20 protein-coding genes, 2 pseudogenes and 1 CRISPR repeat array (1 of these 23 running past the window's edge) are annotated in these 26,044 nt (G+C 69.5%); of the genes and pseudogenes, 13 read left to right on the top strand and 9 right to left on the bottom strand.

Annotation, left to right across the window (positions count from 1 at the left end):
• Positions 1-58 precede the first annotated feature (58 nt).
• Together ACIPRD_RS24410 and ACIPRD_RS24415 are read left to right on the top strand one after the other, a co-directional pair.
• A complete protein-coding gene (locus ACIPRD_RS24410; protein ID WP_356411670.1) occupies positions 59-883 on the top strand; it encodes a formate/nitrite transporter family protein in 825 nt (274 codons plus the stop codon).
• Positions 884-930: 47 nt separating this feature from the next.
• Complete coding sequence (locus ACIPRD_RS24415) at positions 931-2,295, top strand: NAD(P)/FAD-dependent oxidoreductase (RefSeq protein ID WP_401565945.1); 1,365 nt, start codon at positions 931-933, stop codon at positions 2,293-2,295.
• Positions 2,296-2,390: 95 nt separating this feature from the next.
• Here ACIPRD_RS24415 and ACIPRD_RS24420 read toward each other — a convergent pair whose 3' ends face one another.
• The 6 genes from ACIPRD_RS24420 to ACIPRD_RS24445 form a co-directional block, all read right to left on the bottom strand.
• Positions 2,391-3,503, bottom strand: a complete 1,113-nt coding sequence (locus tag ACIPRD_RS24420) for a type IV pilus twitching motility protein PilT (protein ID WP_356411664.1) — start codon at positions 3,501-3,503, stop codon at positions 2,391-2,393.
• The gene (locus ACIPRD_RS24425) at positions 3,500-7,372 is read right to left on the bottom strand and encodes a hypothetical protein (protein ID WP_401565947.1); all 3,873 of its coding nucleotides are present in this window, start codon (positions 7,370-7,372) and stop codon (positions 3,500-3,502) included. The genes ACIPRD_RS24420 and ACIPRD_RS24425 overlap by 4 nt, the downstream gene beginning before the upstream one ends.
• The gene (locus ACIPRD_RS24430; RefSeq protein ID WP_401565949.1) at positions 7,369-7,893 is read right to left on the bottom strand and encodes a type II secretion system protein; all 525 of its coding nucleotides are present in this window, start codon (positions 7,891-7,893) and stop codon (positions 7,369-7,371) included. Before ACIPRD_RS24430 ends, ACIPRD_RS24425 begins: the two co-directional genes overlap by 4 nt.
• A complete protein-coding gene (locus tag ACIPRD_RS24435) occupies positions 7,890-8,324 on the bottom strand; it encodes a type II secretion system protein (RefSeq protein WP_356411655.1) in 435 nt (144 codons plus the stop codon). The genes ACIPRD_RS24430 and ACIPRD_RS24435 overlap by 4 nt, the downstream gene beginning before the upstream one ends.
• 20 nt (positions 8,325-8,344) lie before the next feature.
• Complete coding sequence (locus tag ACIPRD_RS24440) at positions 8,345-9,556, bottom strand: type II secretion system F family protein (RefSeq protein WP_356411652.1); 1,212 nt, start codon at positions 9,554-9,556, stop codon at positions 8,345-8,347.
• A 73-nt stretch (positions 9,557-9,629) separates the two neighbouring features.
• The gene (locus ACIPRD_RS24445) at positions 9,630-11,246 is read right to left on the bottom strand and encodes a GspE/PulE family protein (protein ID WP_356411649.1); all 1,617 of its coding nucleotides are present in this window, start codon (positions 11,244-11,246) and stop codon (positions 9,630-9,632) included.
• Positions 11,247-11,765: 519 nt separating this feature from the next.
• Here ACIPRD_RS24445 and ACIPRD_RS24450 point away from each other — a divergent pair.
• The 3 genes from ACIPRD_RS24450 to ACIPRD_RS24460 all read left to right on the top strand — a co-directional run bounded on the left by ACIPRD_RS24450 (position 11,766) and on the right by ACIPRD_RS24460 (position 13,990).
• The gene (locus tag ACIPRD_RS24450; RefSeq protein ID WP_356411646.1) at positions 11,766-12,149 is read left to right on the top strand and encodes a prepilin-type N-terminal cleavage/methylation domain-containing protein; all 384 of its coding nucleotides are present in this window, start codon (positions 11,766-11,768) and stop codon (positions 12,147-12,149) included.
• Positions 12,150-12,400: 251 nt separating this feature from the next.
• A complete protein-coding gene (locus tag ACIPRD_RS24455; RefSeq protein WP_401565953.1) occupies positions 12,401-13,225 on the top strand; it encodes a prepilin peptidase in 825 nt (274 codons plus the stop codon).
• A gap of 216 nt (positions 13,226-13,441) precedes the next feature.
• Complete coding sequence (locus ACIPRD_RS24460; protein WP_356411639.1) at positions 13,442-13,990, top strand: PadR family transcriptional regulator; 549 nt, start codon at positions 13,442-13,444, stop codon at positions 13,988-13,990.
• Positions 13,991-14,174: 184 nt separating this feature from the next.
• Here ACIPRD_RS24460 and ACIPRD_RS24465 read toward each other — a convergent pair whose 3' ends face one another.
• Both ACIPRD_RS24465 and ACIPRD_RS24470 read right to left on the bottom strand, forming a co-directional pair.
• Complete coding sequence (locus tag ACIPRD_RS24465) at positions 14,175-16,067, bottom strand: FG-GAP-like repeat-containing protein (RefSeq protein ID WP_401565956.1); 1,893 nt, start codon at positions 16,065-16,067, stop codon at positions 14,175-14,177.
• A gap of 544 nt (positions 16,068-16,611) precedes the next feature.
• Positions 16,612-17,760 (bottom strand): hypothetical protein, encoded by a 1,149-nt coding sequence (locus ACIPRD_RS24470; RefSeq protein ID WP_401565959.1) that lies wholly within the window; start codon positions 17,758-17,760, stop codon positions 16,612-16,614.
• A gap of 369 nt (positions 17,761-18,129) precedes the next feature.
• Between ACIPRD_RS24470 and ACIPRD_RS24475 the strand changes: the two genes are divergently transcribed.
• The 4 genes from ACIPRD_RS24475 to ACIPRD_RS24490 all read left to right on the top strand — a co-directional run bounded on the left by ACIPRD_RS24475 (position 18,130) and on the right by ACIPRD_RS24490 (position 21,575).
• Positions 18,130-18,774: a hypothetical protein gene (locus tag ACIPRD_RS24475; RefSeq protein ID WP_356411630.1), complete on the top strand. Its 645-nt coding sequence runs from the start codon at positions 18,130-18,132 to the stop codon at positions 18,772-18,774.
• Positions 18,775-18,842: 68 nt separating this feature from the next.
• The gene (locus ACIPRD_RS24480) at positions 18,843-20,411 is read left to right on the top strand and encodes a prepilin-type N-terminal cleavage/methylation domain-containing protein (RefSeq protein WP_401565962.1); all 1,569 of its coding nucleotides are present in this window, start codon (positions 18,843-18,845) and stop codon (positions 20,409-20,411) included.
• Between the two features lie 4 nt (positions 20,412-20,415).
• Positions 20,416-20,802 carry an excalibur calcium-binding domain-containing protein gene (locus ACIPRD_RS24485; RefSeq protein ID WP_401565964.1) on the top strand — a complete coding sequence of 129 codons (387 nt, stop codon included), beginning with the start codon at positions 20,416-20,418 and terminating at the stop codon, positions 20,800-20,802.
• Between the two features lie 425 nt (positions 20,803-21,227).
• Positions 21,228-21,575, top strand: coding sequence for a hypothetical protein (locus ACIPRD_RS24490; RefSeq protein WP_401565965.1), 348 nt, complete (start codon positions 21,228-21,230; stop codon positions 21,573-21,575).
• Positions 21,576-21,923: 348 nt separating this feature from the next.
• Here the strand turns inward: ACIPRD_RS24490 and ACIPRD_RS24495 are convergent, their stop codons facing one another.
• Complete coding sequence (locus ACIPRD_RS24495; RefSeq protein ID WP_401565968.1) at positions 21,924-22,187, bottom strand: hypothetical protein; 264 nt, start codon at positions 22,185-22,187, stop codon at positions 21,924-21,926.
• Between the two features lie 309 nt (positions 22,188-22,496).
• Between ACIPRD_RS24495 and ACIPRD_RS24500 the strand changes: the two are divergent.
• The 4 genes and pseudogenes from ACIPRD_RS24500 to cas2e all read left to right on the top strand — a co-directional run.
• Positions 22,497-23,289 (top strand): annotated as a pseudogene (locus ACIPRD_RS24500) (IS5 family transposase); the annotation flags it as partial.
• Positions 23,290-23,319: 30 nt separating this feature from the next.
• Positions 23,320-23,712, top strand: a pseudogene (locus ACIPRD_RS24505) (type I-E CRISPR-associated protein Cas6/Cse3/CasE); the annotation flags it as partial.
• 4 nt (positions 23,713-23,716) lie between these two features.
• Entirely contained in the window at positions 23,717-24,661 is a 945-nt protein-coding gene (cas1e, locus tag ACIPRD_RS24510) for a type I-E CRISPR-associated endonuclease Cas1e (protein ID WP_401565971.1), read from the top strand.
• Positions 24,658-25,011 (top strand): type I-E CRISPR-associated endoribonuclease Cas2e, encoded by a 354-nt coding sequence (gene cas2e / locus ACIPRD_RS24515; protein WP_401565974.1) that lies wholly within the window; start codon positions 24,658-24,660, stop codon positions 25,009-25,011. The genes cas1e and cas2e overlap by 4 nt, the downstream gene beginning before the upstream one ends.
• Before the next feature lie 100 nt (positions 25,012-25,111).
• Positions 25,112-26,044: direct repeats of the CRISPR family, unit length 29 nt; unit sequence GTGGTCCCCGCGCCTGCGGGGGTGGCCCC; it runs 318 nt beyond the window's last position.

The following is a 26,044-nucleotide window of genomic DNA, read 5'->3' on the forward strand; positions in this document are numbered from 1 at the left end:
AGAGCGGACACATTCAGGACGCCCGATCCCGGCGGTCCCCAGTACCGAGAGAGTCAACGTGCCCATTCCCCTTCATGTCGCACTGGAGCAGCAGGCAGTCGCGGCGCAGAGCAAGGCGTCCCGACTCCGGAGCCCTGGGCGCTTTCTGGTGCTCGCATCCCTGGCGGGGGCGTTCATCGGTGTGGCCGTGGTGTTGCTGATCACGGTCACCGGTCCGCTCAGCGCGGCGCACTCCCCGTGGACCAGACTGATCCAGGGCGTGGTCTTCGGCGTGGCGCTGATCCTTGTGGTGTTCGCCGGATCCGAGCTGTGCACCGGCAACGTGCTGACGATGACCCAGGGCCTCGCCCGACGGCGGGTGCCGGTCCTTGCCGCGATCGGCGTCATCGTCCTTTCCTTCGTCGGCAACCTGATCGGCTCGGTCGTCTTCGCGTGGCTCGTACACCGCGCCGGTGTACTGGGCGTCGTCGCCGTTCCCGGCAAGGCCGCTCCTGGAACCACGCTGTTGACGGGCATGCTCAGGTCGAAGATGCACGAGAGCGCCGGGGCCCTGTTCTTCCGGGGTGTGCTGTGCAACTTCCTGGTCTGTCTGGCTCTTTGGACGGCCAGCCGGACCCGCTCCGACGGCGCGAAGATCGCCCTGATCTTCTGGTGTCTGCTGGCCTTCATCGGCTCCGGCTTCGAGCACGTCGTCGCCAACATGACGACCTTCTCGCTCGGCCTGTTCGAACACGTTCCCGGCGTGACGGTCGCCGCCTTCGCACACGACCTGCTCTTCGTGGGTCTGGGCAACCTGGTCGGCGGCGCACTCCTGGTCGGCGTCGCCTACGCCCTCGTCACCCGCTCCACCGCCGCCGGCACCACCGGTACCGCCAAGCCCTAGCCGTCTCGCGACCGCACCGGTCGAACCTTCCAGAGAAAGAAATCACCATGTCCCACGCCAGGACATCCAAGCCCTCTCGGATTCTCATCGTCGGCGGCGGATACGTCGGCCTGTACACCGCGCTGCGCCTGCTCAAGAAGCTGAGCAGGGAGGAGGCCGAGGTCACGGTCATCGATGCTCGCTCGTACATGACCTACTTGCCCTTTCTGCCCGAAGCGGCCGGAGGCAACGTGGCCGCCCGCAACCTCGTCGCCCCGCTGCGCCCGGCCCTGAAGGGGGCGGAGGTCGTCACCGGACACGTGGTCGCCGTCGACCACGCTCTCAAGACGGCGACGGTCGTGCCAGCGGCCGGCGACGAATACGAGCTGGCCTTCGACCACCTTGTCATCGCCACCGGTTCGGTCTCGCGCACGTTCCCCATCCCGGGTCTCGCGGAGCACGCGATCGGGCTGAAGACCGTCGAGGAAGCCATCGGTCTGCGCAACCACGTCCTGTGGCAGCTGGACCGAGCCTCCTCCACCACGGACGCGGAAGAGCGCCGCAAGGCACTCACGTTCGTCTTCGTCGGCGGCGGATTCGCCGGCGTCGAGGCCATCGGCGAAGTCGAGGACATGCTCCGCGACGCGGCGGAGAACTACCGCGACGTGAGCCGCGACGAGATGCGCTTCGTCCTGGTCGAGGCCGCCAACCGCATCCTGCCCGAGATGGGACCCGACCTCGGTGTCTGGACGAAGGAGAAACTGGAACAGCGTGGCATCGAGGTGCACCTGAACACTTCGGTGGACTCCTGCGTCGACCAGTACGTGATGCTGAAGAACGGCATCGAGACGCCTGCCGCCACGATCGTCTGGACCGCGGGGGTCAAGCCGAGCCCGCTCCTCGCCGACTTCGGCCTCCCGCTCGGCCCCCGTGGTCACATCGACACCACCCCCACCCTCCAGGTCCGGGGCTTCGAACACGTCTGGGCGGCAGGCGACAACGCGCAGGTCCCCGACCTCGCGGCGGGCGAGGGCGCTTGGTGTCCGCCCAACGCCCAGCACGCCGTACGCCAGGCCCTCGTCCTCGCCGACAACATCCTGGCTCGGCTGCGCGGCGGTTCGCAGAAGGAGTACCGCCACAAGAACCTCGGCGCTGTGGCCAGCATCGGCCTGCACAAGGGCGTGGCCATCCTCTTCGGCAAGTACCGGCTCAAGGGGCGGCCCGCCTGGTGGTTCCACCGCCTCTACCACGGCAGCCGGGTGCCGACCGCGAACCGCAAGATCCGCGTCTTCCTCGACTGGACCCTCGCTGTCTTCCTCAGGCGTGAGACCGTCGGCCTGCCCCAGCTGGCGCACCCGCGGGAGGCGTTCGTCGACGCGACGCTGCCGGTACCGATGCTGCGCCGTGCCGACCGGACGAACAGTCTGTCCTGATTCGGGGACACCGGAGTGATGGATGGTTCTCCCCAGGCGACGCACGGTACGTCCGGGACTTCGGCGGAGTCGTTCCCGGAGGGTCCACCGGACGGTCAGGCGCGCACGGCCCGGGCGTGGGGCCGCTGGATGTCCTCCGGGTGGGCCGTGTGCAGCACGGCTTCCTCGTAGGCGATGGTGCCTGCCGCGACGAGGGCGTTGATGCTGGTCTCCAGGGTCCGCATGCCGTCACGGTGGCCGGTCGAGACCATGTTGCGGATCTGACGGGTCTTGCCCTCGCGGATCAGGTTGCGGATCGCCGACGTGCCCGCCAGCACCTCGAAGGCGGCCACCCGGCCCCCGCCGGTCCGGGGGATGAGCGTCTGGTTGAGGATGCCTACCAGAGTGTGCGCCAACTGCAGCCGGATCTGCGGCTGTTGCTCGGCGGGAAACACGTCGACGATGCGGTCCAGCGTCTGCGAGGTGTCGTTGGTGTGCAGGGTCGCGAACACCAGATGCCCGGTCTCGGCGATGGTCAGGGCCGCGGAGATGCTCTCCGGGTCGCGCATCTCGCCGAGGAGTACCACGTCGGGATCCTCGCGCAGGGCCGAGCGCAGAGCGGCGGGGAACGAGTCGGTGTCGGTACCGACCTCGCGCTGGTTGACCGCCGAGCGCTTGTGCCGGTGCAGGTACTCGATCGGGTCCTCGATGGTGAGGATGTGCACCGACCGGTGCGTGTTGACGTGGTCGAGGAGCGCCGCCAGGCTTGTCGACTTCCCCGACCCGGTCGGCCCGGTGACCAGCACGAACCCGCGCGGCAGGCCCGCCCACCCGATGACGGCCGCAGGGAGCCCGAGCTGCTCGGCCGACGGCACGTCGAACGGGATGATCCGCAGCGCCAGCGCCGACGCGCCGCGCTGCACGAAGGCGTTGCCGCGCAACCGGGCCTTCTCCCCCCAGCTGAACGCGAAATCGACCTGCTTCTCCCGGCGGAACCGCTCGGTGAGTTCTCCGCCCAGCACCCCGGTCACCAGGCGATCGACCTCCGGCTCGGTCAGCGCAGCCCCCTCGACCGGGCGCAAGGCGCCGTCGACGCGGAGGAACGGCGCCGATCCGGCGGTGAGCAACAGGTCGCTGCCGCCCCGCTCCCACAGCTCGCCGAGCAGGTGGTCGATGATCGCGGAACTCGGCCCGGACATGGTGGCCTCCGAGGTAGTGTGCTCGCTCATGGCAGGACCGTCCACTGCTTGACGGTGGCGGCGTGGCCGTCGAAGGACACGGCGGCCTGGACCAGCGGGCCGGACAGCAGGTCGATCCGGGTGCCGCCGAGGTGCTCGGTCGCGCCGCCGCTCCCAGCGGTGACGGTGCAGGTCACGGTCAGCCCGGCCAACTGGGAGGCTTTGGTCAGGCCACACGGTGCCAGGTCGACCTGGTCGGTCACCGGGCCGCTCGCACCGAGACGGATCGGTACCTCCAGTGAGTTGACGCCGGTGCAGGTGCTGCCGGTGAAATCCACCGACACCTTCACCGACTCCACGTCGCCGTCGTCGTGGTGGGCGACCCGCAGGACGACGTGGTCGAGCGGTCCGGTCGTGGCCGGTGGCGGCCGGTCGTAGCCGCCGAGCGTGAGGGAGGCATGGCCACCGCCGTGGAGGGTGGCATCCGTGACGTCGACGGGCGCGCCAGGAGCCGGGGGCGTGAACCCGGTGATCGCGGTGACCGACGATGGTTTCGCGATCACGGCCGGATAGGCCGTGAACAGCACCGGCTCCGGTGGGATGCCGATCACCGGGCGGAGGTATCCGGCGGCCGGGCTGATGCCGAGATCGATGGCCCGGGCGATGATGCCCCGGGTGACGACCTGTGAGCCGACCTGACTCATCGACAGGTCGACGGCGGCGGTCGGCGCGTAGACGGTGCCGTTGATCACCAGGCGGCTGTGCTGGGTGGCAGTGTCGGCGTCGTCGGTGGATTTCAGCACCGCGCAACCGGCGTCCGTGGTGAGGCAGCCGGACAGGGGCCTGAGGGACGGGGCCCGGAAGACGATGTCGAACTCTACGCCGTCGAGATGGTCGGCGGCGCCGGTGCTGCTGCCCGTGGCCAGCCTCGCCGCGTAGTCGACGGCGAGCTCGGACAGCTGGTCGGCCGTCTTGACCCCGCAGGCGCCGAGGTCGACCACGTCGACACCGAGTGCCCCTGCATGGGCGGTCAGGGCGTGGTTCGCGTCGCAGGCGGTATCGGTGCCGGAGACGGTCAGCGCGGTCGTGGGCGGCTCCGCCGGCGAGGGGGGTGCCGGGGTGGTGTCGTCGTCCTGGTGCGACACGCGCAGCACGACCTTGTCGATCACCGCCCCCGCCGGGAGGGGCGGCATCGTGAACGAGCCGAGCCGGATCGACGCCGACGGGGTGGCCGTGGTGAGCGTCGCGGTCGAGGTCGTGGTGTCGATCGCCTGCGCGTCCTTCGGGTCGAGGAACGCCGCGGCGGTGGGCGTCGCGGTGCTGATCGCCTCGGTGGGCCGGACCGGGACCGGGGGGCGGTAGGACAGTTCGAGGGTGACGCCGTCGAGTTGATCGGTGGCGGTGGTGCTGCCGGCGCCGAGGGTGGCGGTGTAGGTCACGACCAGGCCGGTCAGCTGGGCGGGGTCGGTCAGCCCGCAGGCGGCGACCAGGTCCACGGTGTCGGTGGCCAGGGAGTCCTGGTGCTCGGCGAGATTCTGCGCGGTGGTGCAGGAGCGGGGCAGGCCGGGCCCGGTCAGGGTGACCGCGGCCTTCGGCGGCGGTCCTCCGGCCGTCCCGGGGTCGTCGCGGTGCGCGACGTGCAGCAGGGCCCCGTCCAGGACCGAGCCGGGCGCCGGCGCGGGGGTGTCGTAACCGCCGAGGTCGATGGTGGCGGTCGGCGTGGTGACCGGGTCGAGTGTGGCGTGGGCCGTCTTGGTGCCGTCGATCGCCTCGGCGTCGGCTGCGGGGACGAACGTCGTCGACTCCGCGCTCGTCGCCGGCCGGGGCGGCGGCGGGTCGTAGACGATCTCGAGCCACATGCCGTCCAGGGAATCGGCGCCCGTGGTGCCGCCCGCGTCCAGTCGGGCCCGGTAGGTCGCGGTCAGGCCGGTCAGCTGGGCGGGGGTCGTGATGCCGCAGGCCTTCAGGTCGACGCGGTCGTCGCCCAGGCCGGCCCGCGCGGTGAGCGGCAGGCCGGTACAGCTGCCGCCGCCGTCCGTGGGGGTGACGTCGATTCTGGGCGCCGCCGCGTCGCCGGTCTCCTGGTGGGCCACCCGCAGCACAGCGGAGTCGATCGTCGACCCCGGTGGCAAGGGCGGCCGGCCGAACCCGGCCAGGGTGACCGACGCGGACGGGGCCGCCGTGGTGAGGTCGGCGCCGGCCACCAGCGCTGTCGGCTGTTCGCCGATCTCCAGAGCGTCGCCGGGAGTGGTGCCGGTGGCGGTGAATCCGGTCGAGGCGGTCACGGCGGTCGGCTTGAACGTGGTCGGTGTGCGGTAGGCGACCTCCAGCCAGATGCCGTCCAGGTGTTCCGTGGCGGTGGTGCCGCCGGTGTCCAGGGTGGCGGCGTAGGTCACGGTCAGGCCGGTGATCCGGGCCGGGTCGCTGAGCCCGCACGCGCCCAGCAGGTCGACCGGGGGATCCGTGGCGAGCGCCGTGTGCCGGGGCAGGTCGCCGGTGCGGCAGGTGTCCTCGCCGACGGCGGCGGTGACGGTCACCGCGCCCGGGGCGGTCAGATCGCCGTCGTCCTCGTGCCTGACGCGCAGCGTCGCGCCGGTGACGACCGAGCCGGGGGGCACCTGCGGGGTGAAGCCGGCGAACCGTATCGAGGCCGCGCGACGTCCCGTCGGGTCGAGGACGGCGTCGGACGTGCAGCCGGCGGTGCCCGTCGGCCGCGCACACCCGGGCAGGGTCGGCCGTTCGCCGCTGGTCAGGGCATGCCCCGGATCGGTGAAGCCGGTGTTCGTGACCACCACTGTCGGTTTCAGCGCGTGTGACGGCTTCGGTGGCTGGACCCCGTACACCGCCACCTGCTGCGCGTCCGGGGCCACCGGGGCGCACAGTTCGACGTGTCCACGGTCCACCTGGAGCCGGCTGCCGCCGCCCATCATGACCTCGACGCCTTCGGGCCGCGTTCTGTCGCAACCGCCAGGGTCCGGGACGGCAGGGCGGGCGGGAGCCCCGGGATCCCAGCCTGCCCGCGTACCGCCGACCACGCTGACCGTGGGGTCGTCGACCGTCCAGAGCGCGGTGCCGCCGGTGAAGGTGAAGTCGAAGTAGTAGAAGCCCGGTTGCAGCCACACGACGGCGTCGTGGCAGTCGCCACCGGTGAGGCGGGTGAGGGCGCGGGCGTCGTCGTAGTAGCCGGGCTTCAACCGCACCAGCCAGGAGCCGGTTTCAGGACAGGGGGGCACCGTCTGACGGACCGGGACGGCCGTGGCGGGCGGGGTGTAGTCCGGGTCGGCGCCCACGACCTCGTCGGCGGGGGCGGGCGGGGTGTCGTCGGCGCAGTCGTGCGCGTACGGCGGCTGGGTCGGGGGCAGCCGGCTCTGGGTCACGGCACCGGAGCAGTCGCCGACGGCGGACACGTCGCCCGACACCACCATCGATGCGCCGGCGCCGGTGGTGATGTCCGAGTGGGAGAACACGCTGCCCTGCACGCGCAGGCCGTGCGTGCTCACGTCGATGCCGTCCTTCGCCGCCTTGCCCAGGCTGCGCAGCGCGTCCTGCGGCTGGGTCGCGCGCGTGGTGACGGAAGACGCGTTGAGCGGGTCACAGTGGACGATCATCTGGCGGCCGTTGATCGGCGGGGCAGTGTAGTCGGCGCACGGGTTGCCCTGCGAGAAGTTCGAAATCGCGAGCTGCGTGGCACCGTCCGCGCTGTAGGCACGCTTGCCCTGGTCGACGTACACGCTCGCGGCTTTCAGGCCCGTGCCGGCGAAGGCCAGGACCGACACGGTGACCAGGCTGAAGACGACGACGAAGACCAGCGCGAGGATCAGTGTCGCGCCCTGTTCGTCGTCGCGCGGGCGGCGCGGGGCCGGGTGGCGAGGATCGAGGCGACGCGGAATCAGGCGGCGCGGATCCGGGCGGCCGGTCATGACGCGCTCGATCGCCGGACGGCGGTGAGGGTCGTCGGGGGCGCGGCGAGGTCGCTCCGCACGGTCAGCGTCACCTCCGTGGGCGGGGTGCACGAGATCTCGGCACCGCAGCTCAGCGTCACCGCAGGGGTGGACGCGGCGTTGTCGAACCGGCCCAGCGGCGTGGTGACGACGCCCGCGTCCGTGCACTTGACCCGGTCGAGGGCGCCGGTCGCCCGGTCGTAGGTGTAGACGACGTCGGTGCCGGGCCGGCTCAGGTGGACGATCACGTCGGCAACGCCGCACGCGGGGCCGGTCGTGACGTCGTCCGCGCTCTGCACGTCGCCGTAGAAGTAGCGGTCGAGGGTGCCCACCGCGCTGGTGGCGGCCACCCGCTTCTCGGTGCCCGCGGTGAACCGCAGTCCGAGGATGATCGCCTTGCCCAGCAGTGTCCCGATGAGGCCCACGACGACGATCGTGACCAGCAACTCGATCAGGGTGAACCCCGACTCCGCGCGCCCGGACGGCCGTTGCGTCGTCACGACGGCATCGACTCCCGCTTGACCACTTCGAGCGTCGCGTCTCTGACGGGGCGGGGGCCGGTCGCGTGCACGGTGAGCGTCACCTTCTGCACTCCGGTGTCGGCCGCCGGGCAGGGCCGGCCGAACGCACCCACCCCGTCCCAGTACTCGATCTCGACGGTCACGGTGTACCCGTCCGGCGGCGTCGGAGTCGCGTAACCACTGGCACAGGACACGTACGGGTCGCTGACGACCCTCTCGGCGGCGCTGCGGATGAACGAGTCGGCGCTGGTCACCTTCGCCTGCGTGAGCGAGCTGATGATCGCGGTGCCGATGCCCCCGAGGATGGCCACGAAGGCGACACCCATGAGCACCACCGCGACGAGCACTTCGACCAGGGTCTCGCCCTCTTCGCCGCGTCGGCGCCGCGGATGGCGTGCCGGGCCGGCCATGGGACGTCGGTCCGGGCCGGTCACTGGACGTTGACCTGGTTGTAGACGCCATAGATCGCCGAGACGAGGGCGATGGCCACGAACCCCACGACGACCCCGACCATAATCACCACGATCGGCTCGAACAGGCTGGTCATCCGCTTGAGTTTGTGCTGCAGTTCCTTCTCGTAGAACTCCGACACGTTCTCGAGCTGGTCGTCGAGGGTCCCGGTCTCCTCCCCCACGCGCATCATCTGGGTGACCGCCCCGGGGAACAGCTTGGTGCGGGCGATCGGCCGGGAGATGCCGCCGCCTTCGAGCATCTCCTTCTGGGCCGTCTCGATGGACCGCTCGTACACCAGGTTGTTGGCGCCCGCGCCGGCCAGGCCGAGCGCCTCCGGGATGGGCACGCCGGCCTTGATCATCGAGGTGAGGATGCGGCAGAACCGTTCGATGACCATGAAGCGGACCACGTCGCCGACCACCGGCATCGCCAGCAGGAAGCGGTCGCGCAGCACCCGTCCCCGCTCGGTCCGCAGAACGGCGATCAGTGTCGCGGCGAGCACGAGGAGCACACCGGCGATGACCGGGTACCAGACCGTGACGAAGTCGGTGAAGCCGAGCAGGATCCGCGTCGGCAGCGGCAGTTGCGCGTGGAAGGACTCGAAGAACAGCTTGAAACGGGGCAGCACGAAGATAACGAGGACGAGGACGACGGCGACAGCCAGCCCCATCACCAGGCTCGGATAGGTCAAGGCGGAGCGGATGCTGCGCCGGCCCTCGACGTCGCGCTCGATGTAGCGGGCCAACTGGGCCATCACCACGTCGAGTTCACCGGTCGCCTCCGCCGAGCGGAGGACGGAGATGTAGAACGGCGGGAGCGCCTTGGTGTGGGCGGACATCGCGACGGCGAAGCTCTCGCCGAAGCGCAGCGAGTCCATGACGTCGGCGAGCACCTTGCCCAGCTTCTTGTCCCTGGTCTCGGCGCGGATGATCTCCAGGGCGTCCAGGATGGGCACTCCGGCCTTGATGAAGGCGGCCATCTGGCGGGAGAAGTTGCTCAGTTCGACCAGGTTGACCTTTTCCGCGGTGAGTTCGAGCTGCAGCAGGTTGCGGCCCGCGGCCTTGACCGACCGCACGTCGTAGCCCTGCCGGGCCAGGCTGTCGGTCACGCCGTCGACACTGGAGCCCGTGAGCACGCCGGTAGCCCGCTTGCCGTCCGGGCCGACCGCGACGTACTTGAAGGTGGCCATGCCGATGCTCTCCTGGTTTCCGGTGTCAGGGGTTCGCGTCGTCAGAGTCCGGGTGCGGCATCCAGGCCGGGCACTAGACCACGTACACGCTGGACATGATCTCGGCGATGGTCGTGGTCCCTTCCTCCACCAGACGGACGCCTCCGTCCAGAAGGCTGTCCATGTGCTGCTCGCGGGCGGCCTTGCGCAGGCTCTCGATCGGCGCCTTCTCGACGAGCTGCTGCTTGACCGCGTCGCTCATCACGAGGAGTTCGAAGACGCCGATCCGCTCCTGATAGCCGGTCCGGGAGCAGAAGTTGCAGCCCCGGCCCTGCCAGAAACCGGCGTCGGTCGATCCGCCGGCCTCGGCGAAGAAGGCCAGTTCGTCCACGCCCGGCTGGTAAGGCTCGCGGCACTGGTCGCAGATCCGCCGCACCAGTCGCTGACTGACCACCCCGGCGACCGTGGAGGTGACCAGGAACGGCTCGATGCCCATGTCGGTGAACCGGTGCAGCGCGGAGCAGGCGTCGCCGGCGTGGATGGACGACAGCACGAAGTGGCCGGTGAGGGCGGACTCGACCGCGATCCGCGCCGTCTCGGCGTCCCGGATCTCGCCGATCAGGATCACGTCGGGGTCCTGCCGGAGGATCGCGCGCAGCCCGGTGGCGAACGTGATGCCCGCCTGGTCGTTGATCTGGATCTGGTTGACCGACGGGAAGACGTACTCCACCGGGTCCTCGATGGTGGTGATGTTGCGCTCGCTCTGGTTCAGTTCGCCGAGCGTGGCGTACAGGGTGGTCGTCTTGCCGCTGCCGGTCGGTCCGCCGCAGGCAACCATGCCGTAGGGGGAGCGCAGCAGGGAGGAGAACCGTTCGTAGGTCGCGGCGGGCATGCCGAGTTCGGCCAGCCGCAGCAGTGTGCGGTTGCTGTCGAGCAGCCGCAGCACCGCCTTCTCACCCCAGATGGTGGGGCTGGTGGCGACCCGGATGTCGACCGGCCTGCCGTCGATCGCTGTGGTGAGCTGCCCGTCCTGCGGGCGCCGCCGGTCGACGATGTTCATGTTGGCCATGATCTTGATCCGGCTGACCACAGACGGGCCCATGCGCTCCGGCAGGCTCAGCACGTCGTGCAGCGCGCCGTCGATGCGGTACCGGACCCGCACCCGGTCGGCGTGCGGTTCGATGTGGATGTCCGAGGCCCGGTCGCGCAGTCCCTGGGTCAGCATGAGGTTGACCAGGTGCACGACCGGGGCGTCCTCGCTCACCACCCTGGCCCCGGAGTCGGCGTTGCGGCCGGTCTCGGTCGCCTCGAAGGCTTCGACCAGGCTGCCGACACCGGCCAGCGCCCGGTAGGTGCTGTCGATGGAGCGCCGGATGTCCGAGGGGGCCGCGATCGCCAACCGTACCCGGTCCGGCGCGACGGCCCGGCCGACCTCGTCGAGCACGCGCGGGTCCCCCGGGTCGCCCGCCGCGATCAGCAGCGTGCCCTCGGTCCGCCGCACCGCGACGACGCCCAGCGAGCGGGCCAACGCCTCCGGCACCCGGGCGGCCGCCTCGGGATCGGGTTCGCTCTGGCGTAAGTCGGCGACCGGGACGTCCAGTTGAACCGACAGGGCCTCGATCAGTGCCCGCTCGTCGACCATGCCGAGTTCGACCAGCAGCGCGCCGAGCTGCTTGCCCGACGCCGACTGCTGCAGGAGCGCTTCGTCCACCTGTGCCGGGGTCAACAGGCCGCGCCCCACAAGCAGTTCCCCGATACGCGGCCGCTTCTGCCCTGGTGCCGACGACCGGTCCGCGCCGGACGTCGCGGCCCGTGCCGGTGCCGGTGCCTCCGCGGGGACCGGATCACCCGCCGGAACCGGTTCGCCCGCCGGGACCGGAGACCGCGCCGGGTCCCGCGTTCCGTCGGGCAGGGTACCGTCTTCGCCCGCAGGGCCTGTTGTCGCCGCGCGGCGCCGGAGAAGCCGGCGATTCGCCAAGGAACCCACCCCTTTCGCGCATCCAGAACAACGGCCGGTCATTCGCCGCGAGCGCATCCGCAGCACTGTCAGCTGCTGATTAGTCAGCCGCATACTACATCACGCCACCACGCTGTCATCCGCGTCTTCGACGTGGCGAACACCGGAGCCAACTCTTGTGAGCGCAGCACCCGCTGAGTAGTCTACTGCTGATTAATCAATCTGTTACTATCGCTCGATTTCGCCTGCACCGGTCGCCCTGGATGGAGACGGATGTTCACACACCCGCAAGGCAAGTCGCGCCAGCGAAGACGTGCACCGACCGAGACGACGGAGGGCGGCTTCACACTCATCGAGCTTCTCGTGGTCATCGTGATCCTCGGCATCCTGTCCGCCATCGTCGTCTTCTCCGTCCGCGGCATCAACGACAAGGGCCAGGGCTCGGCGTGCAAGACCGACAAGTCCACGGTCCAGACCGCCGAAGAGGCGTACTTCGCGAGCGACAACCGCAGCACGTACGGCACCATGACCCAACTGGTGGACGGTGGCTTCCTGTCCAGTGCTTCCGTCTGGTACGACGTCGCTCCGAGCGGCAACACGTACACGATCACGGCGAAGGCCACACTCCCGAGCGGCCAGGCGAACCCCTGCACCTGATACGGGAGTCCCCGCAGGGCGTCGCGGGCCGCCGGTCGCCAGACGGTCGAGTTCGCCGGGTGGCCTCCCGAGCGCCACCTGGCGAGCCGCGTTCGGTGGCCTGCGGCAACCCCCAACTACCGCACGTGCAAGTCATCTTGCGGCTGGCGAGGCCGATCGCGGCGAGGGGAACGGAGGCCTGAAGCGCTGGTCCGTACCGCTCGCGACGCACCCGTAGCGACCGGCGCGCACGGTACGGCACCATGGCACCCATGCCACCCGCACTTGTCGTGATCATCGGACTGCTGGGGCTCGCGGTGGGGTCGTTCCTCAACGTCGCCGTCTCCCGGGTGCCCGACGGCCGCTCGGTCGTACGGCCCCGGTCCGCATGCCCGCGATGCGCCACGCCGATCGCGGCCCGGGACAACATCCCCATTGTTTCCTGGCTCCTGCTGGGCCGGCGCTGCCGCGCCTGCCGGGCCCCCATCCCCGCGCGCTACCCGCTGATCGAAGCGCTCACCGCGATCCTGTTCCTCGCCGAGGCACTGCGCTTCGGCCGCTCGGAGACACTCCCGGCCGAACTGGTCTTCACCTCGGGGCTGCTGGCCCTGGCCGCCTGCGACGCCGAACAGTTCCTGCTCCCCCGGCGGCTGGTCTACCCGACCCTCGGGCTCACCGCTGCTTGTCTGCTCGTGGCCGCGGTGGTCACCGGCCAGTGGCACCGGCTCGGCGTGACCGCGGCATGCGGAGCGGGCGCGTTCGCCGCTTTCTTCGCCCTGCACCGGGTGCGGCCGCCGTGGCTCGGATTCGGCGACGTGCGCCTGGCCGGCCTGCTCGGCACCGGGCTGGGCTGGCTCGGTCCGTGGTACCTCGTTCTCGCGCTGCTGGCCGGCAGCGCCGCCGGGTTGCTCGTGGGCATCACGCTCATCGCGGCGGGGCGAGCGACGCGCCGTACCCGCCTCCCGTTCGGTCTGTTCCTCGCCGTCGGCGCCATCGCCGCCCTCCTCGTCGGTGCTCCCGTCGTGCACTGGTACGAGAGCCTGGGCGACCCGTACGCGATGGGTCCGCCGCTCGCCGCGATCAGCCACCGACTGTGATCCCTGGGCCGGACGTCAACCACTGGCTACCAACGGGCCCGCGACGCCGTCAGCGGGCCTCCAGCGCCGCGAACCCCGGGGACACCGCCGTATCGCGCGGTCTTCGGCCGGACCGATCGGTCCGCGCTCTCGGGACCCGGTCCCATTTGAGCCCTTTTCGAACTCCATGCTCGGCCGACATCGCGCCCACCAGCGATGCCCCCTACCCTAGTTACCATGGAACAACCTGATCTGCCGCTGGCCGAGTGGATTGTGCTCGCGCTCGTGGCCGAACGACCCAGCCACGGATTCGCCGTCGCAGCCCTTACCGCAAAGGGCACAGAAATCGGTGAGTTCTGGTACATCTCGCGCCCCATGGTCTACCGGTCGATCACGCGGCTGGCCGAGCGCGGGCTGATCACGGCGGTCGGAGTCGAGGAAAGCGATCGCGGACCGCAGCGCATGATCTACGCCGCCACCCGCTCGGCGAAGACCGAGGTCAGCCGGTGGCTCGGCGAACCCGTGGCCCACCTGCGCGACATCCGCGCCGACCTCACGAGCAAGCTACTGCTGCTCCAGCGCCGCGGCGCCAGCCCGGCTCGCCTGGTGGAGCGTCAACGGGTCGTCATGGACGAGATCGAGGAGTCGCTGCGCACCAAGGAGCATGCCGGTAACCACGTTGTCAGCGCGATCTACGCCTGGCGGCTGGAACACGTCCGCGCCGCGCGCCGCCTTCTCGACGCCGTCGACGTCGACTCGGCGCGGAGAACCGTCAAGGCCGGCTGACGTCGCGCTCGTGGCCGCCCTCCCTCCCCCCGGTAGTCCACATCATCGCCGCGCGCGTGTCACGCGCACTGCTCGACGATGCGCGTGTGCCCGCGAGACGGGCTCGGACATCGCGTCATCGCGATCGCCGAGCCCTCGACGCGCGTCAGCATCTCCCGGACCGCCGCCGGAAACGGCTCGTTGGCTACGGCACCTCGACGACAGTCTCGCAGGAGCCGCCGGACGCGATCGAATCCGTCCCCGGGAGCGTCGGGCCGCCGTTCGCATCGCCGGCGCAGACGTCCGTGCCGCTACCGCCGGCGAGGGTGTCGCTGTCGGCGTCGCCGACCACGGTGTCGTCGCCGGAGCCACCGGAGAGCGCATCGTTCCCGGCCCCGCCATGGACGACGTCGCTGCCGTCACCGCCGCTGACGGCGTCGGGACCGTCACCGCCGTCGATGTAGTCGTCGCCGTTGCCGGCTGACACGGCATCATTGCCGGCGAACGTGCAGATCGTGTCGTTGCCGCCATTGCCGCTGACACTGTCGTTCCCGTTGCCGGTCACGATCACGTCGGCGCCGCTCGTGCCGGTCACGACCCCGTTGCCGGTGATCGTGGCGGCGAGACCGTGACAGCCGGGCGAGACGCTGATCGTCACGGTCGCGACGTTCGAGTCGTCCGTGCCGTCGGTCGCCTTGTACGTGAAGCTGTCGCTTCCGGCGTAGGCGCCGGCGGGCTGGTAGCTGAACGAGCCGTTCGGGTCGAGCGTGAGGGTGCCGTGCGCCGGCCCGGTGACGACCGACGCCGTCAGCGTGTCGCCGTCGGCGTCCGTGTCGTTGCCGAGGACACCGGAGGCGCCAACGACGAGCGGGGTGTCCGCCCCGACGTGGCTGTACGACTCGTTCGCGGCCGTCGGCGGCCGGTTCGTCGTGTTGAGCAGCACCGACGCGTCTTTGACGAACATCGCCGAGCTGTTGATGTTGGCCGTGGCGGCATCGGGACGACCGTCGCCGTCGAGGTCGGCTGTCACTATGGCCTGCGGGTTGTCACCGCCGCCCAGCCCGAAAGCGAGCGGGCTGCCAAACGTACCGGTGCCGTCGCCCTCGAGCACCACGACCTCGTCCGAACCGGCACTGGCGACGGCCAGGTCGGCGTGACCGTCGCCATTCAGGTCGGCCACCGACACGGAGCTGAGGTTCGTGCCCGCCGACAGGACGCTCGCGGTGCCGAACCCGCCCGCCCCGTCGCCGAGCAGGACAGCGACGCGCCCCAGCGAACCGGGCGCCACGACGACGGCATCCAGCTTGCCGTCCTCGTCGACGTCGGTGAGCTTGAACTTGGACGGCAGTGCCACCCCGGCCGAGACGCTCGACGCCGTGCCGAAGCCTCCGTGCCCGTCGCCCGGCAGCACGGAGAGCGTGCCGGTCGACGAGTTCGAGGTGACGAGATCCAGATGGCCGTCACCGTTGAGATCGGCGGCCTCGACGCCCTGGGGGCTGCTACCACCGCCCAGTCCGAACCGCGTCGCCGCGCCGAATGTGCCGTCGCCGCCTCCGGGCAGTACCGAGACGTTGTTCGTGTTCGCGTTGGATGTCGCGAGATCCGGCTTGCCGTCCTCGTCGAAGTCGCCCACGGCGACGTCGGTCGGAAAGCGCGCGACACACGGGTTGTCGCCCGTGCTGTCGCATCCGGGCGTCGGGTTGAGCTGCACCGCCGTTCCGGCGCCGAGAGCGCCGGAGCCGTCGCCGAGCCAGACCAGAGCGACGTTGCCGCGCGAGTCCTGGCTGATGACGTCCATGTGGCCGTCGCCGTTGACGTCGCGGATCACTGCCGAGCCGAGAATGACGCTCGACGAGGTGGTCGGCGCCGCGTACTTCGTCACAGCGCCGAAGCTGCCGCCGCCCAAGCCGAGGAACACGCCGAGGCCCTCGGCGCGGATCGCCGTCACGAGGTCCGGTATCCCGTCGTCGTTGAGATCGCCGATCGCAACGGCGGAGCTGCCGCGGCCGTTGTTGTCGAGGTTCACCGCGGTACCGAAGCCGGTCGTGTCGGCGACGGCCGCAGAGGCCGGGCTGCCGGCTATGACGACGGTCACCACCGCGAAGACGATCGCCGGGACTCGGTGTGACCGGCCACGTGTGACCGCAACTGAGCGGCCGTCCGTGTGGAGGTGCCGACGTAGAGATCTGTTCATGGGTGAGGCCCCTCCTCAGGGCCTGATGAACAAGAGTGGGTGACGCACTTCGGCAGTACGGCCGCCGATCGGCGAAGTGCCCGTGCCAGTGGTCACAGATCCCGCCGGCGTCCATGGCCCGACGGCGTGGCTTGAACCGACGCCCAGTTGGCAACTTCCGCAGCGTACGCAGTGCGGGTTGTCCGGCCTGCCGCCGGCCTGCGGCACGATGGACAGTGTTGTGCTGAGGCGCTGTTGAACAGGCCGTCGCGCTCAGGTGCGCGAGGCGCGGGCAAGTGGATCTTCCGTACAGAAGACGAGCGGGAGTCGGCTTCGCCGCGGGAAGCCTGATTCAGCCCTCCTGTCGCCGAGCGACTGCGGGACCGCCGACGAGGACCGGCGAACCGGGACCGTCGGCGGTCGGTGTTCGTGCCTGGCCGACGGTCCGTCGCCTAGTGCTCCAGATCGCCTAGTAACCGTAGGCGGCGAGGGTCGACTGGATGGTGGTGTCGGTGTCCCACCAGCTATTGAACAGGTCGTCCCAGGCGGCCGCTGCGCCGGTGTTGCCGCCACTCAGGGCGACGCCCCACTGCTGGATGTCCCCGTAGCCGGAGTAGGCGCTCGGATTGACTTCGGTCCATGTGTTGGGATCATTGCCCGTGGTGCCGTTCAGCGAACTCGATGTCCAGCTCACGTGCATGACGTTCGACTTCGCGACAAGGCCCAGCTGGGTGTTCCCGCCGGCATTCGCCGTCACCGCGCCACGCACCTGGCTGATCCCTGATTCCAGGCGCACCTTGCACGCCGTCCCCGCGCTGTCGCACGCGCTTCCGGTGAACACGTTCTGCCCCGCCCCGCTGGTAACCCAGGAGAATCCGTTCTGTGTCAACGCCTGCTTGGACGCCGCACCGAACGGCGCGGAAGCCGGGTCGGCGACCGCGATCCGGTGCCCACTCGTTGCGAGCCAGCTCACCACCCCCGATATCGTCGTGGGCGCGCCACCGGAGACCGGCGAGGCGTCACACCGAGGCGACTGTGGCTTGCCGTTGCCGCTGCCATTGGCGTCCGCGCCGAACGCCAGCGGCGGACTCCCGGCGTTGGAGGGGTCGTCACCGTGAGTCGAGCCCGCCCAGCTGCCGCTACAGCTGTAGATCGCCAGGTGCCCGATCGCCACGGGATACTTGCTCGAGAGCACGCCGTTGCACTCGATGCTCCCGCTCGCCGTGCACGTCCCACCATCCGTGGTCGGGATGACAGCGTTCACGTTGGCTTCGTCCGCCGACAGGAACGCGTCGATGCGCAACGGCCCGTTGACGCAGTTGTTCGACGAAGACGGATCGCACGTGGTGTAGGGGCCAGCGCTCTTCAGCTGCTGACGCAGGCTTCCCGAGGTGATCCCCCGCATCGTCGACGTATCGATCGCCGGCTTGTTCCAGAACCCGCCGATCTGCGATGCGGCATTCGCTGTGAACGCCGTGAACGACTCACGCGACTCGATCGCGGCCTTCATGTCCTTCGCCGCGGGATACATGTTGTTCGCGACACCGACCTGCGAATTGGTCGTGGCGAACACTGTCGGTACCGAGGCGGCGATCAGCGCCGTCGCGAGGGCGCCCACCGCGAACGCGTTCCGTATCCGGCGTCTCGCGGTGCGGCCGGAGCTCGGAGCGCTCCGAGTGCGTCTGGGCCTTCGTTGCATCTGCTGCTCCTCATCGATCCGGTTGGCGGCTGCTGCCGCACAGGCACCCTGCTGGCAGGAGCAGGCAAACGCCAGAGAAATCCTGGCATTTGCATGGTTTCCCGGCATGACGGCGCCTCACATGCCTAGATGGTGCTCACCCAACAACCCAGTAGTCAACGGTTGACAACCATGCTCGCCGCGCATGTAATGCCCGTATCCAGCCTGCAGTGGGTCAACGGCGACACGCCATCGGCCCGCTGCGGGACACGAGGGAGGGGCCGTCGGCACGATGGGCAGAGACGGGTTATGGCACTGTTGAGCAGACTGCCGCGCTCGCGCGCGATCAGGTGGGGTGTGCTGGTTCTCGCGGTGGTCGCGGTGGCGCTGGTCGTCGTGGCCCTTGTGCGAGGCGGTTCGGATGAGGCCGCTCCGGCCCAGAAGTCCGACCCCGAGTGGTGCACGCCGGGCACCCCGCGCACCGCGCTCTGCCCGCACAGCAAGGTGTTCGACGCGAAGGAGTACGCCGTCCACGGCGACTCCTTCGAGTGCATCAACTTCGCCAGTCAGGCGGATGCCCAGGCGGTGCTGCGGGCCAACCCCGGCGATCCGAATCACCTTGATGACGGGGGCGGCGTCGCGTGTCGCGGATTGCCGGGACCACGCGACACCAAACCGGTCGCAGGCCGCGCACAGCACTTCAAGTGCGGCGCCGGCGACACTCGCAGCGCGCTGTGCCCGCAGCCGGAGCGGTCCTTCGACGCTCGCTACTTCCTGCGTTACGGCAGTGACGCCTACGACTGCCGGGACTTCGCCAGCCAGGCGGACGCGCAGGCCGTCCTGCGTTTCGCGCCGGCCGACCCGAATCACCTCGACGACGACGGGAACGGCATCGCGTGTCCGGATCTGCCGAAACCCAAAGACGTCAAGCCCGTGCGGCGGGGCACGTCGTGACGCGACAAGGGCTCGCGCGCGTGCTCGGACCGAAGGTGCCCCATCGATCGAAGGAAGCCGCGACTGTCATGACATCGGATCACCGGCTGTTCTCGTTGCGTGCCAGACGTCAGGACGGTTTCACGCTGATCGAGTTGCTCGTGGTAATCGTGATCCTCGGCGTGCTTGCCGCCATCGTGGTGTTCTCCGTCAGGGGGATCGGTGACAAGGGCCGCAAGAGCGCGGTCGCCGCGGACGCGGCCACGCTACGGACAGCGGAAGAGTCCTACTGCGCGCGGCACGGACATTACGGGACAGCCGATGATCTGAAAGCCGACGGGCTGTTGTCGAGCGATCCGGTCTACAACGTGGTGTCGGTCGGCGAGGAGAACAAGTGCGGCCGGGGTGAGAAGTCGTCGTTCACGCTCTATGACACCTCCGCGCCGACGGAGTCCGGAGCGGACGCGATCCCGGTGGGCGCGAATGCGACCGACGTCGCGGTCGACGAGAAGGCCAATCGTGTGTATGTCGTGGCCAGCGACAACAACAGCGTGACCGTGATCGACGGCAGGACCGACACCCCGATCGGTAATCCGGTCGATGTCTCCAGCGCTGTGTCGAGCCCGACCCGTATCGCGGTCGATCAGGGCACGGGGCGGGTCTATGTCGGAGGTACGGGCGGCGTCGCGATCATCGACACAGCCAGTGCCAATCAAGTGACCCGCGTCAGCGGCTATACGACGACCGTCGATGGCCTGGCCGTCTCTCCCGAGAACGGCGACGTCTACGTCGGCGGCGGCGGCTCGAGCGCCCCGGCGGTCGCCTACATTCCGGCTGGGGGTTCGTCGGCGACGCCGATCCCACTGCCCGCCAGGGGAATCGTGAGCACAAGCACGGGAATGGATTTTTCCTTTGACGCTGTGCACCACACGGTGTATTTCGCAAAGTCGAATTTCGGCAACGGAGCGAGCGCCGATGCCGGCATCGGTGTCTTCGCCATCTCGTCGCAGACCCACGACGCCAGGATCATAGCGCAGTTTCCGACAACGAAAGCCTGCGGCACCAACGCCGGGAACTTCCTCGCTGGGGGCAGCGCTCGTGGCACCGTCGCTGTCGATCCCGGCCGCAACCTGGTCTACCTCTTTACCAGGAAGTGTGTTCCGGACCCGGCGGATCCGTCGGGTCAGTGGAAAACCGTCGCGACAACGATCGTGATCAACCCCAGCGGCGGAACTTCGACAGACATCACCGACCCAGTGGGAACGACTTACGCGGCCCAAGTCGCGGTCTACAGCTCCGCGGCAGGGGCGGTGTACGTCCACTTGAACGGTGGATCGAACTGCAGCGGTAATGGGGGCCGCATCGACCGAATCGTCGGGACGACGGTCACGGGGCAAGCACCAGCCTGCGCAGGTGCATCTGCCCGGGGGAACATTGCGCACCAGTTGACCGTGCTGAGAAACTTCAACAGGATCTTCTTCGCACAAAGTGCGCCGGGCGGTCTCGGGCCGGTCGACGGCGGCACGCTGCTGCCGCAGGACCCGGTCGGCGCGCCCCGCCAGTTCTCCGCGGTGGCAGCGAACAACACTACGGGGAAGGTGTATGCGGTCGATCTGGCGAACGGAACGGTCGCGGTGTATCGGACAGGAACGGCCTAGAGGCATGTCGGACCAGCCGCGCAACCCCCCCAAGGGCCTGGATCACCGGCCGCTGCCGGGTCGTCGTATCTCCGTCACGGCGGTCGGCGCGCTCGCGGCGATCACACTGACCGCGTGCGGCGGCAACAGCCCGCCGAAGCACACGTTCGACGTCGCTCCATATGTCCACAAGGGACACGTCGTCGACTGCGACACGTTCAAGTCCCAGGCCGACGCGCAGGCGGTGCTGCGAGCTGACTCACTCGACCCGAACGGACTCGACCGGGACGGCGACGGCATCGCGTGCCCGGGCCTTCCCGCGCCGACGGACAAGAAGCCGGTCCACCGCGACTTCATGACCGACAAAGACGGCGCGCCGATCATCAAGCCGATCAAGCCGTCGCCGACGTAGCAAGGGTCTGCTGTGGCGCGTGCGCGCGGTGCCGGCGCGGGGGAATCCACCTGTCCGGACGATCACGAACGGCCCCCTCCGACGTCCGCCGGATCACGGCGTGTGAGACGCCCGTGAGACGGCGAAGACCCGGCTCAGTGGATTTCACCAGCTGGGGCTTCGCCGCGCCCTGGGGCGGTCAGTTCCGCTCGTCGTCCTCGGGCTCTCCGCCGACGGCGCGCAGGCCGGGTTCAGCAGGGGTCCTGCTGAACCGCAGGCGCCCGTCCGTGCCGAACAGTTCAACCAGCTGGAACAGACGAGCGCGGGCCCGCACTGCGGCTGGGGGCTCTCCGACGTCACCCGCGCCCCTCCGAGCCGGCCCACACGATCTTGCCCCAGCGCGGAGGCCACGGTCTGCATCGCGAAGGCCGACCTGGTCCCCACGAATGCGCTTGCTGCCTGCCTGCGACTCCTTCGCGGAGCTCGCGGGTGCCTGCCGGGTCTGGTGCGACACGGTGAACACGCGCCGCCACCGGGCGACCGGACAGATACCGGCGGACCGCCTCGACATCGAACGCACCACGCTGCACATCCTGCTCGTCGAGCCGCTCGCGCTGGACGAGGAGAGGGTGGTCGGCTCGGACCGCACGATCAGCTTCAACTCGGTCCGCTGCTCGACCCCCGCCCGGCTACACCGGCGCCAGGGTCTGGTGCCGCGTCGTCGGGCCCGCGCCGCCAGGAGTCCGGCAAGTCACCGGGTGGATCATGCGTCACCCCGACCGGCTCTCGGATAGTGAGGACCAACAGCTGACTGGAGTCCTCACGCGTTGCCCGGAACTCACGACAGCCCACCGTCTCGTCCGCAGCTTCGCCGAGATCCTCTCCACCCGCACCGGCCAGCATCTGAAGAACTGGGTCGTCAGCGCGCGAGCCGAGGAACTACCGACCTCCACTCTTTCGCCACCGGCCTGGAGAAGGACTGGGACGCCGTCGTCCAAGGCCTGACCAGCCAGTGGAACTCCGGCCCAGTCGAAGGCCGGGTCAACCACATCAAGATGATCAAACGCCAGATGTTCGGCCGCGCCAAGCTCCCGCTCCTCCGGAAACGGGTACTTCTCACCGCCGCCCGATGACCGTCCTGCTCAGGCAGGACGAAGCCGTCGGAGTGCGTAATCCGACGGCCAGCAGAGGGCTCGAACAACCGTGTTGGTGACGACCAAGTACCCCAGGCTCACCCAACCGTCCTCTTTGCTCACGAGCCCCGGACCGTCCTCGCGGTAGTAGCGGCGCAGCATGCGGCGCCGCAACGGAGTCCCGGCGACCAACAGAACGGGAGCAACGACGATTGCACCGACCGTCACGGCGAGCCGGACTGCCTGGATCTCGACGACGCTCTCTATCCGCATCGCTCCAGTCTGCCGATCAGAAGAGACGCGTCCAGCACTCTCACGGAATGTGTTCCAGAACCCGGTTCTCGGGTTCTGGCTCAACGTCCGTGGTGAACCATTGCTGCTCGGCGGATCAGTCCGGTGACGTCGGAGAACGGGCACGTCAGGGGGTGGGCCAGCCTCGCGGCCGAGCCCGCGCGGCGTCGCTTCACAAAAGTTGCGCCAGAACCGAAACTGGTGAACAGAGCCACTTAGAACGCCTAACACAATGAGGTGGATCAGGTCTGGTGCCCGTGTCCGCTCGGCGGGTTCGGAGTTGTCCGGGCCATGGGGGCTTCGCCGTGGATCGTGTCGGATGACCTGTGGGAGCGGATCGAGCCGCTCCTGCCGAAGCGGGAGAGGCGGTTCAGGTACCCGGGCCGCAAGCCGGTTCCGGACCGGCAGGTACTGTGCGGGATCCTGTTCGTACTGCATACCGGTATTCAGTGGGAACACCTGCCGCAGGAGCTCGGCTTCGGGTCCGGTATGACGTGCTGGCGTCGGCTACGCGGGACTGGAACGAGGCCGGGGTCTGGCAGCGGCTGCATGAGGTGCTGCTGGCTGAGCTGCACGCCGCGGCCCGCCTCGACTGGTCGAGAGCGGTCGTCGACTCCAGCCACGTCAGAGCGTTAAAAGGGGGCTCCAGACAGGCCCGTCACCAGTCGACCGGGGACGGGCGGGCTCCAAGCACCACCTGATCACCGACGGACACGGTACCCCGCTCGCGGTCATCCTCACCGGTGGCAACCGCAACGACGTCACCCAGCTCATGCCTCTGCTCGACGCCGTCCCACCAGTCCGAGGCAGGTCCGGGCGGCCCCGTCGCAAGCCCGAATCGGTCTTCGCGGACCGCGGCTACGACCACGATGTCTACCGCGATCAGGTCCGGGCCCGCCGCATCCTCCCTGTCATCGCCCGACGCGGCACGCTCCACGGCAGCGGTCTGGGCGCCTACCGGTGGGTGGTCGAGCGCGCCTTCGCCTGGCTTCAGGGCTTCAAACGCCTCCGCGTTCGCTGGGAGCGACGGGCCGACATCCACGAAGCCTTCCTCAGGCTCGCCTGCTGCCTGATCACGCATCGACAGGTGCCTGACCGGCACTCACACCACGTCCCCGGGACACCGACCAAACGCGCCGCTCATGTCTCGCGTCGCCATCAGATCGGCTGGTTGCTCAAGCACGCTGAACGGGCGGGATTCGCCGTGGTACCGGGGCCGGTCAAGGACGCCGCAGACACGGGCGCGGAGAGATACGAGGTGCTCGTACACGACCGGGCGCCTCTACAGTTCGGCAAGCGCTCAGGCGTAGGCGCTACCCCGGCCAGCCTGGGACGGTCAAAGGATGGACGCGGCCAAACCTCCCCAGACGTACGCTTCACACGTGTCACGTTCGACGGCAGGCTTCAGATCACCGACCTCACAGCCTTCCGCCGCACACTGACCCACGGACTGGGCAAGACCAAAGCCTACGGCTGCGGCCTGATGACGCTGGCCCCTGTGCGGTGAGGCCATGAGCTCAGTCAGCAAACGCAGCCTCTCCTCGCCGAGCCAACTCACCCGCGTAGGCGATCGGATCTCGTTCCTCTATCTCGAACGTTGCACGGTCCACCGCGAGGACAACGCCATTACGGCGACAGACGCCGACGGCGTCACGCACATCCCATCTGCCACGATCGGCGCCCTACTGCTCGGACCCGGCACCCGAGTGACCCATCAGGCCATGGCACTCCTCGGAGAGAGCGGCGCCGCAGTGGTGTGGGTGGGTGAACACGGTGTGCGCTACTACGCCGGCGGCCGTGCATTGACCCGTTCCTCGGGACTGCTTGAGGCACAGGCCACCGCGTGGGCGAATCGCCGCACGCGTGTCGAGGTGGCCCGGGCCATGTACCACCTGCGCTTCCCCGACGAGGACCCTTCGGGCCGCACCCGCGACGAACTGCTGCGGATGGAGGGCCGTCGCGTGAAGGAGTGCTACCGCCAGGAGTCAGCCCGTACCGGCGTCACCTGGCGCCGCCGCGACTACCATCAGGACGACTTCTCAGCGGCCGACGCCCCCAACCAGGCCGTCACTGCGGCAGCCCAGTGCTTGTACGGTGTCGCCCACGCCGTCGTCGCGGCACTGGGATGCTCCCCCGGACTCGGCTTCGTCCACTCCGGACATGAGCGCTCCTTCGTCCTGGACATCGCCGACCTGTACAAGACCGAGATCGCCATCCCTGCTGCCTTCGACGCCGTAGCGTCCGGTGAGGACGACGTGCCCACTCGCACTCGAAGAGCCCTGCGCGACCACATCAACAAGACTCACCTCCTCAATCGCTGCGCCAACGACATCACGCGGCTACTCCAGTACAAGGACTCCGCAGCAACCACCGAAGCAGACCGTGTGGGCCTCCAGTCTGACAGTGGCCACCTGCTGGAAGGTGGACGCAACTACGGGGACGAGCCGATCTGGTGACCGTGATCGTCCTCACCAACTGCCCCGCCGGACTGCGCGGATTCCTCACCCGATGGCTTCTGGAAATCTCCCCCGGCGTCTTCCTGGGAGCACCCACCGCCCGCGTCCGCGACATCCTCTGGGACGAAGTCCGTACATACTCCAGTCAGGGACGCGCCCTGCTCGCTTACCACACCAACAACGAACAGGGCTTCACCTTCCGCACCCACGACCATTCCTGGCACCCCACCGACCACGAAGGCCTCACACTCCTCCACCGACCCGCAAACCCGACAGCTCCCCGCCCCACGACCGAACCGCCGCATCAGGGCTGGAGCAAAGCGGCAAAGCGACGGAGGTTCGGACGATGACCGCCACAACCAGCCGACGCCCTGTACGTCCCATTAGCCGGACTTTCGGTAAGCGAGTAAAAACGGGGCGCTTCTAGGAAGAAGACGCAGGTCGTTGCCTGTGGTCCCCGCGCCTGCGGGGGTGGCCCCGGACATCTTCGACACCGCCGTCGGCGGGTAATGTGGTCCCCGCGCCTGCGGGGGTGGCCCCAGCCCGGTCAAATCGGTGTCGGGCTCGGGGTGGTGGTCCCCGCGCCTGCGGGGGTGGCCCCATGCCGTGATCCTCCCGCTTGCGCAGGTGCATGTGGTCCCCGCGCCTGCGGGGGTGGCCCCACCCGCACTCGGTGCTTGCGCCGGAGCTGTCCGTGGTCCCCGCGCCTGCGGGGGTGGCCCCCGAGCCATGTGCGTTCTCGCTTTCTCGGCTCAGTGGTCCCCGCGCCTGCGGGGGTGGCCCCGCGGACCCCATCGACGGTCTGACCGAGGTCGAGTGGTCCCCGCGCCTGCGGGGGTGGCCCCTGTGGTGTCGAGGTCGACGTACGCTTCGTGCCGTGGTCCCCGCGCCTGCGGGGGTGGCCCCACCGGGGCGATGCTCTTGAGCGCCTCACCGAGGTGCTCCCCGCGCCTGCGGGGGTGGCCCCCCGCGCGCCAGGTTCCGCTGGAACTCCAGGATGTGGTCCCCGCGCCTGCGGGGGTGGCCCCTCGCCCCAGCCGTGCCCGGACCGGTAGACCCGGTGGTCCCCGCGCCTGCGGGGGTGGCCCCATCGTCGTGAGCGCGACGTGCTTGAACGGCGCGTGGTCCCCGCGCCTGCGGGGGTGGCCCTCTGGATCTTGTATTCGGCGCACCACTTGATGAGTGGTGCGCCGCGCCTGCGGGGGTGGCCCCAACTTGGCCAGGGTCGTCGGCGGAACCGCGTAGTGGTCCCCGCGCCTGCGGGGGTGGTCCCCGAGCCCCAGCCGACCGCGTCCGCGCCGGACGGTGGTCCCCGCGCCTGCGGGGGTGGTCCCCGGGATCGGATCGCCGAACTGGAGGCGTTGACGTGGTCCCCGCGCCTGC

This window comes from Streptomyces sp. NPDC090108, assembly GCF_044747185.1.
In the GTDB taxonomy this organism is placed as follows: domain Bacteria; phylum Actinomycetota; class Actinomycetes; order Streptomycetales; family Streptomycetaceae; genus Streptomyces.

What these genes read in the sequence shown, in the direction of transcription:
- ACIPRD_RS24415 (WP_401565945.1), top strand. Translation starts at nt 931, where the DNA reads ATGTCCCACGCCAGGACATCCAAGCCCTCTCGGATTCTCATCGTCGGC.
- ACIPRD_RS24420 (WP_356411664.1), bottom strand. Translation starts at nt 3,503, where the DNA reads ATGAGCGAGCACACTACCTCGGAGGCCACCATGTCCGGGCCGAGTTCC.
- ACIPRD_RS24425 (WP_401565947.1), bottom strand. Translation starts at nt 7,372, where the DNA reads ATGACCGGCCGCCCGGATCCGCGCCGCCTGATTCCGCGTCGCCTCGAT.
- ACIPRD_RS24435 (WP_356411655.1), bottom strand. Translation starts at nt 8,324, where the DNA reads ATGGCCGGCCCGGCACGCCATCCGCGGCGCCGACGCGGCGAAGAGGGC.
- ACIPRD_RS24440 (WP_356411652.1), bottom strand. Translation starts at nt 9,556, where the DNA reads ATGGCCACCTTCAAGTACGTCGCGGTCGGCCCGGACGGCAAGCGGGCT.
- ACIPRD_RS24450 (WP_356411646.1), top strand. Translation starts at nt 11,766, where the DNA reads ATGTTCACACACCCGCAAGGCAAGTCGCGCCAGCGAAGACGTGCACCG.
- ACIPRD_RS24455 (WP_401565953.1), top strand. Translation starts at nt 12,401, where the DNA reads ATGCCACCCGCACTTGTCGTGATCATCGGACTGCTGGGGCTCGCGGTG.
- ACIPRD_RS24460 (WP_356411639.1), top strand. Translation starts at nt 13,442, where the DNA reads ATGGAACAACCTGATCTGCCGCTGGCCGAGTGGATTGTGCTCGCGCTC.
- ACIPRD_RS24475 (WP_356411630.1), top strand. Translation starts at nt 18,130, where the DNA reads ATGGCACTGTTGAGCAGACTGCCGCGCTCGCGCGCGATCAGGTGGGGT.
- ACIPRD_RS24480 (WP_401565962.1), top strand. Translation starts at nt 18,843, where the DNA reads ATGACATCGGATCACCGGCTGTTCTCGTTGCGTGCCAGACGTCAGGAC.
- ACIPRD_RS24485 (WP_401565964.1), top strand. Translation starts at nt 20,416, where the DNA reads ATGTCGGACCAGCCGCGCAACCCCCCCAAGGGCCTGGATCACCGGCCG.
- ACIPRD_RS24490 (WP_401565965.1), top strand. Translation starts at nt 21,228, where the DNA reads ATGCGCTTGCTGCCTGCCTGCGACTCCTTCGCGGAGCTCGCGGGTGCC.
- ACIPRD_RS24495 (WP_401565968.1), bottom strand. Translation starts at nt 22,187, where the DNA reads ATGCGGATAGAGAGCGTCGTCGAGATCCAGGCAGTCCGGCTCGCCGTG.
- cas1e (WP_401565971.1), top strand. Translation starts at nt 23,717, where the DNA reads ATGAGCTCAGTCAGCAAACGCAGCCTCTCCTCGCCGAGCCAACTCACC.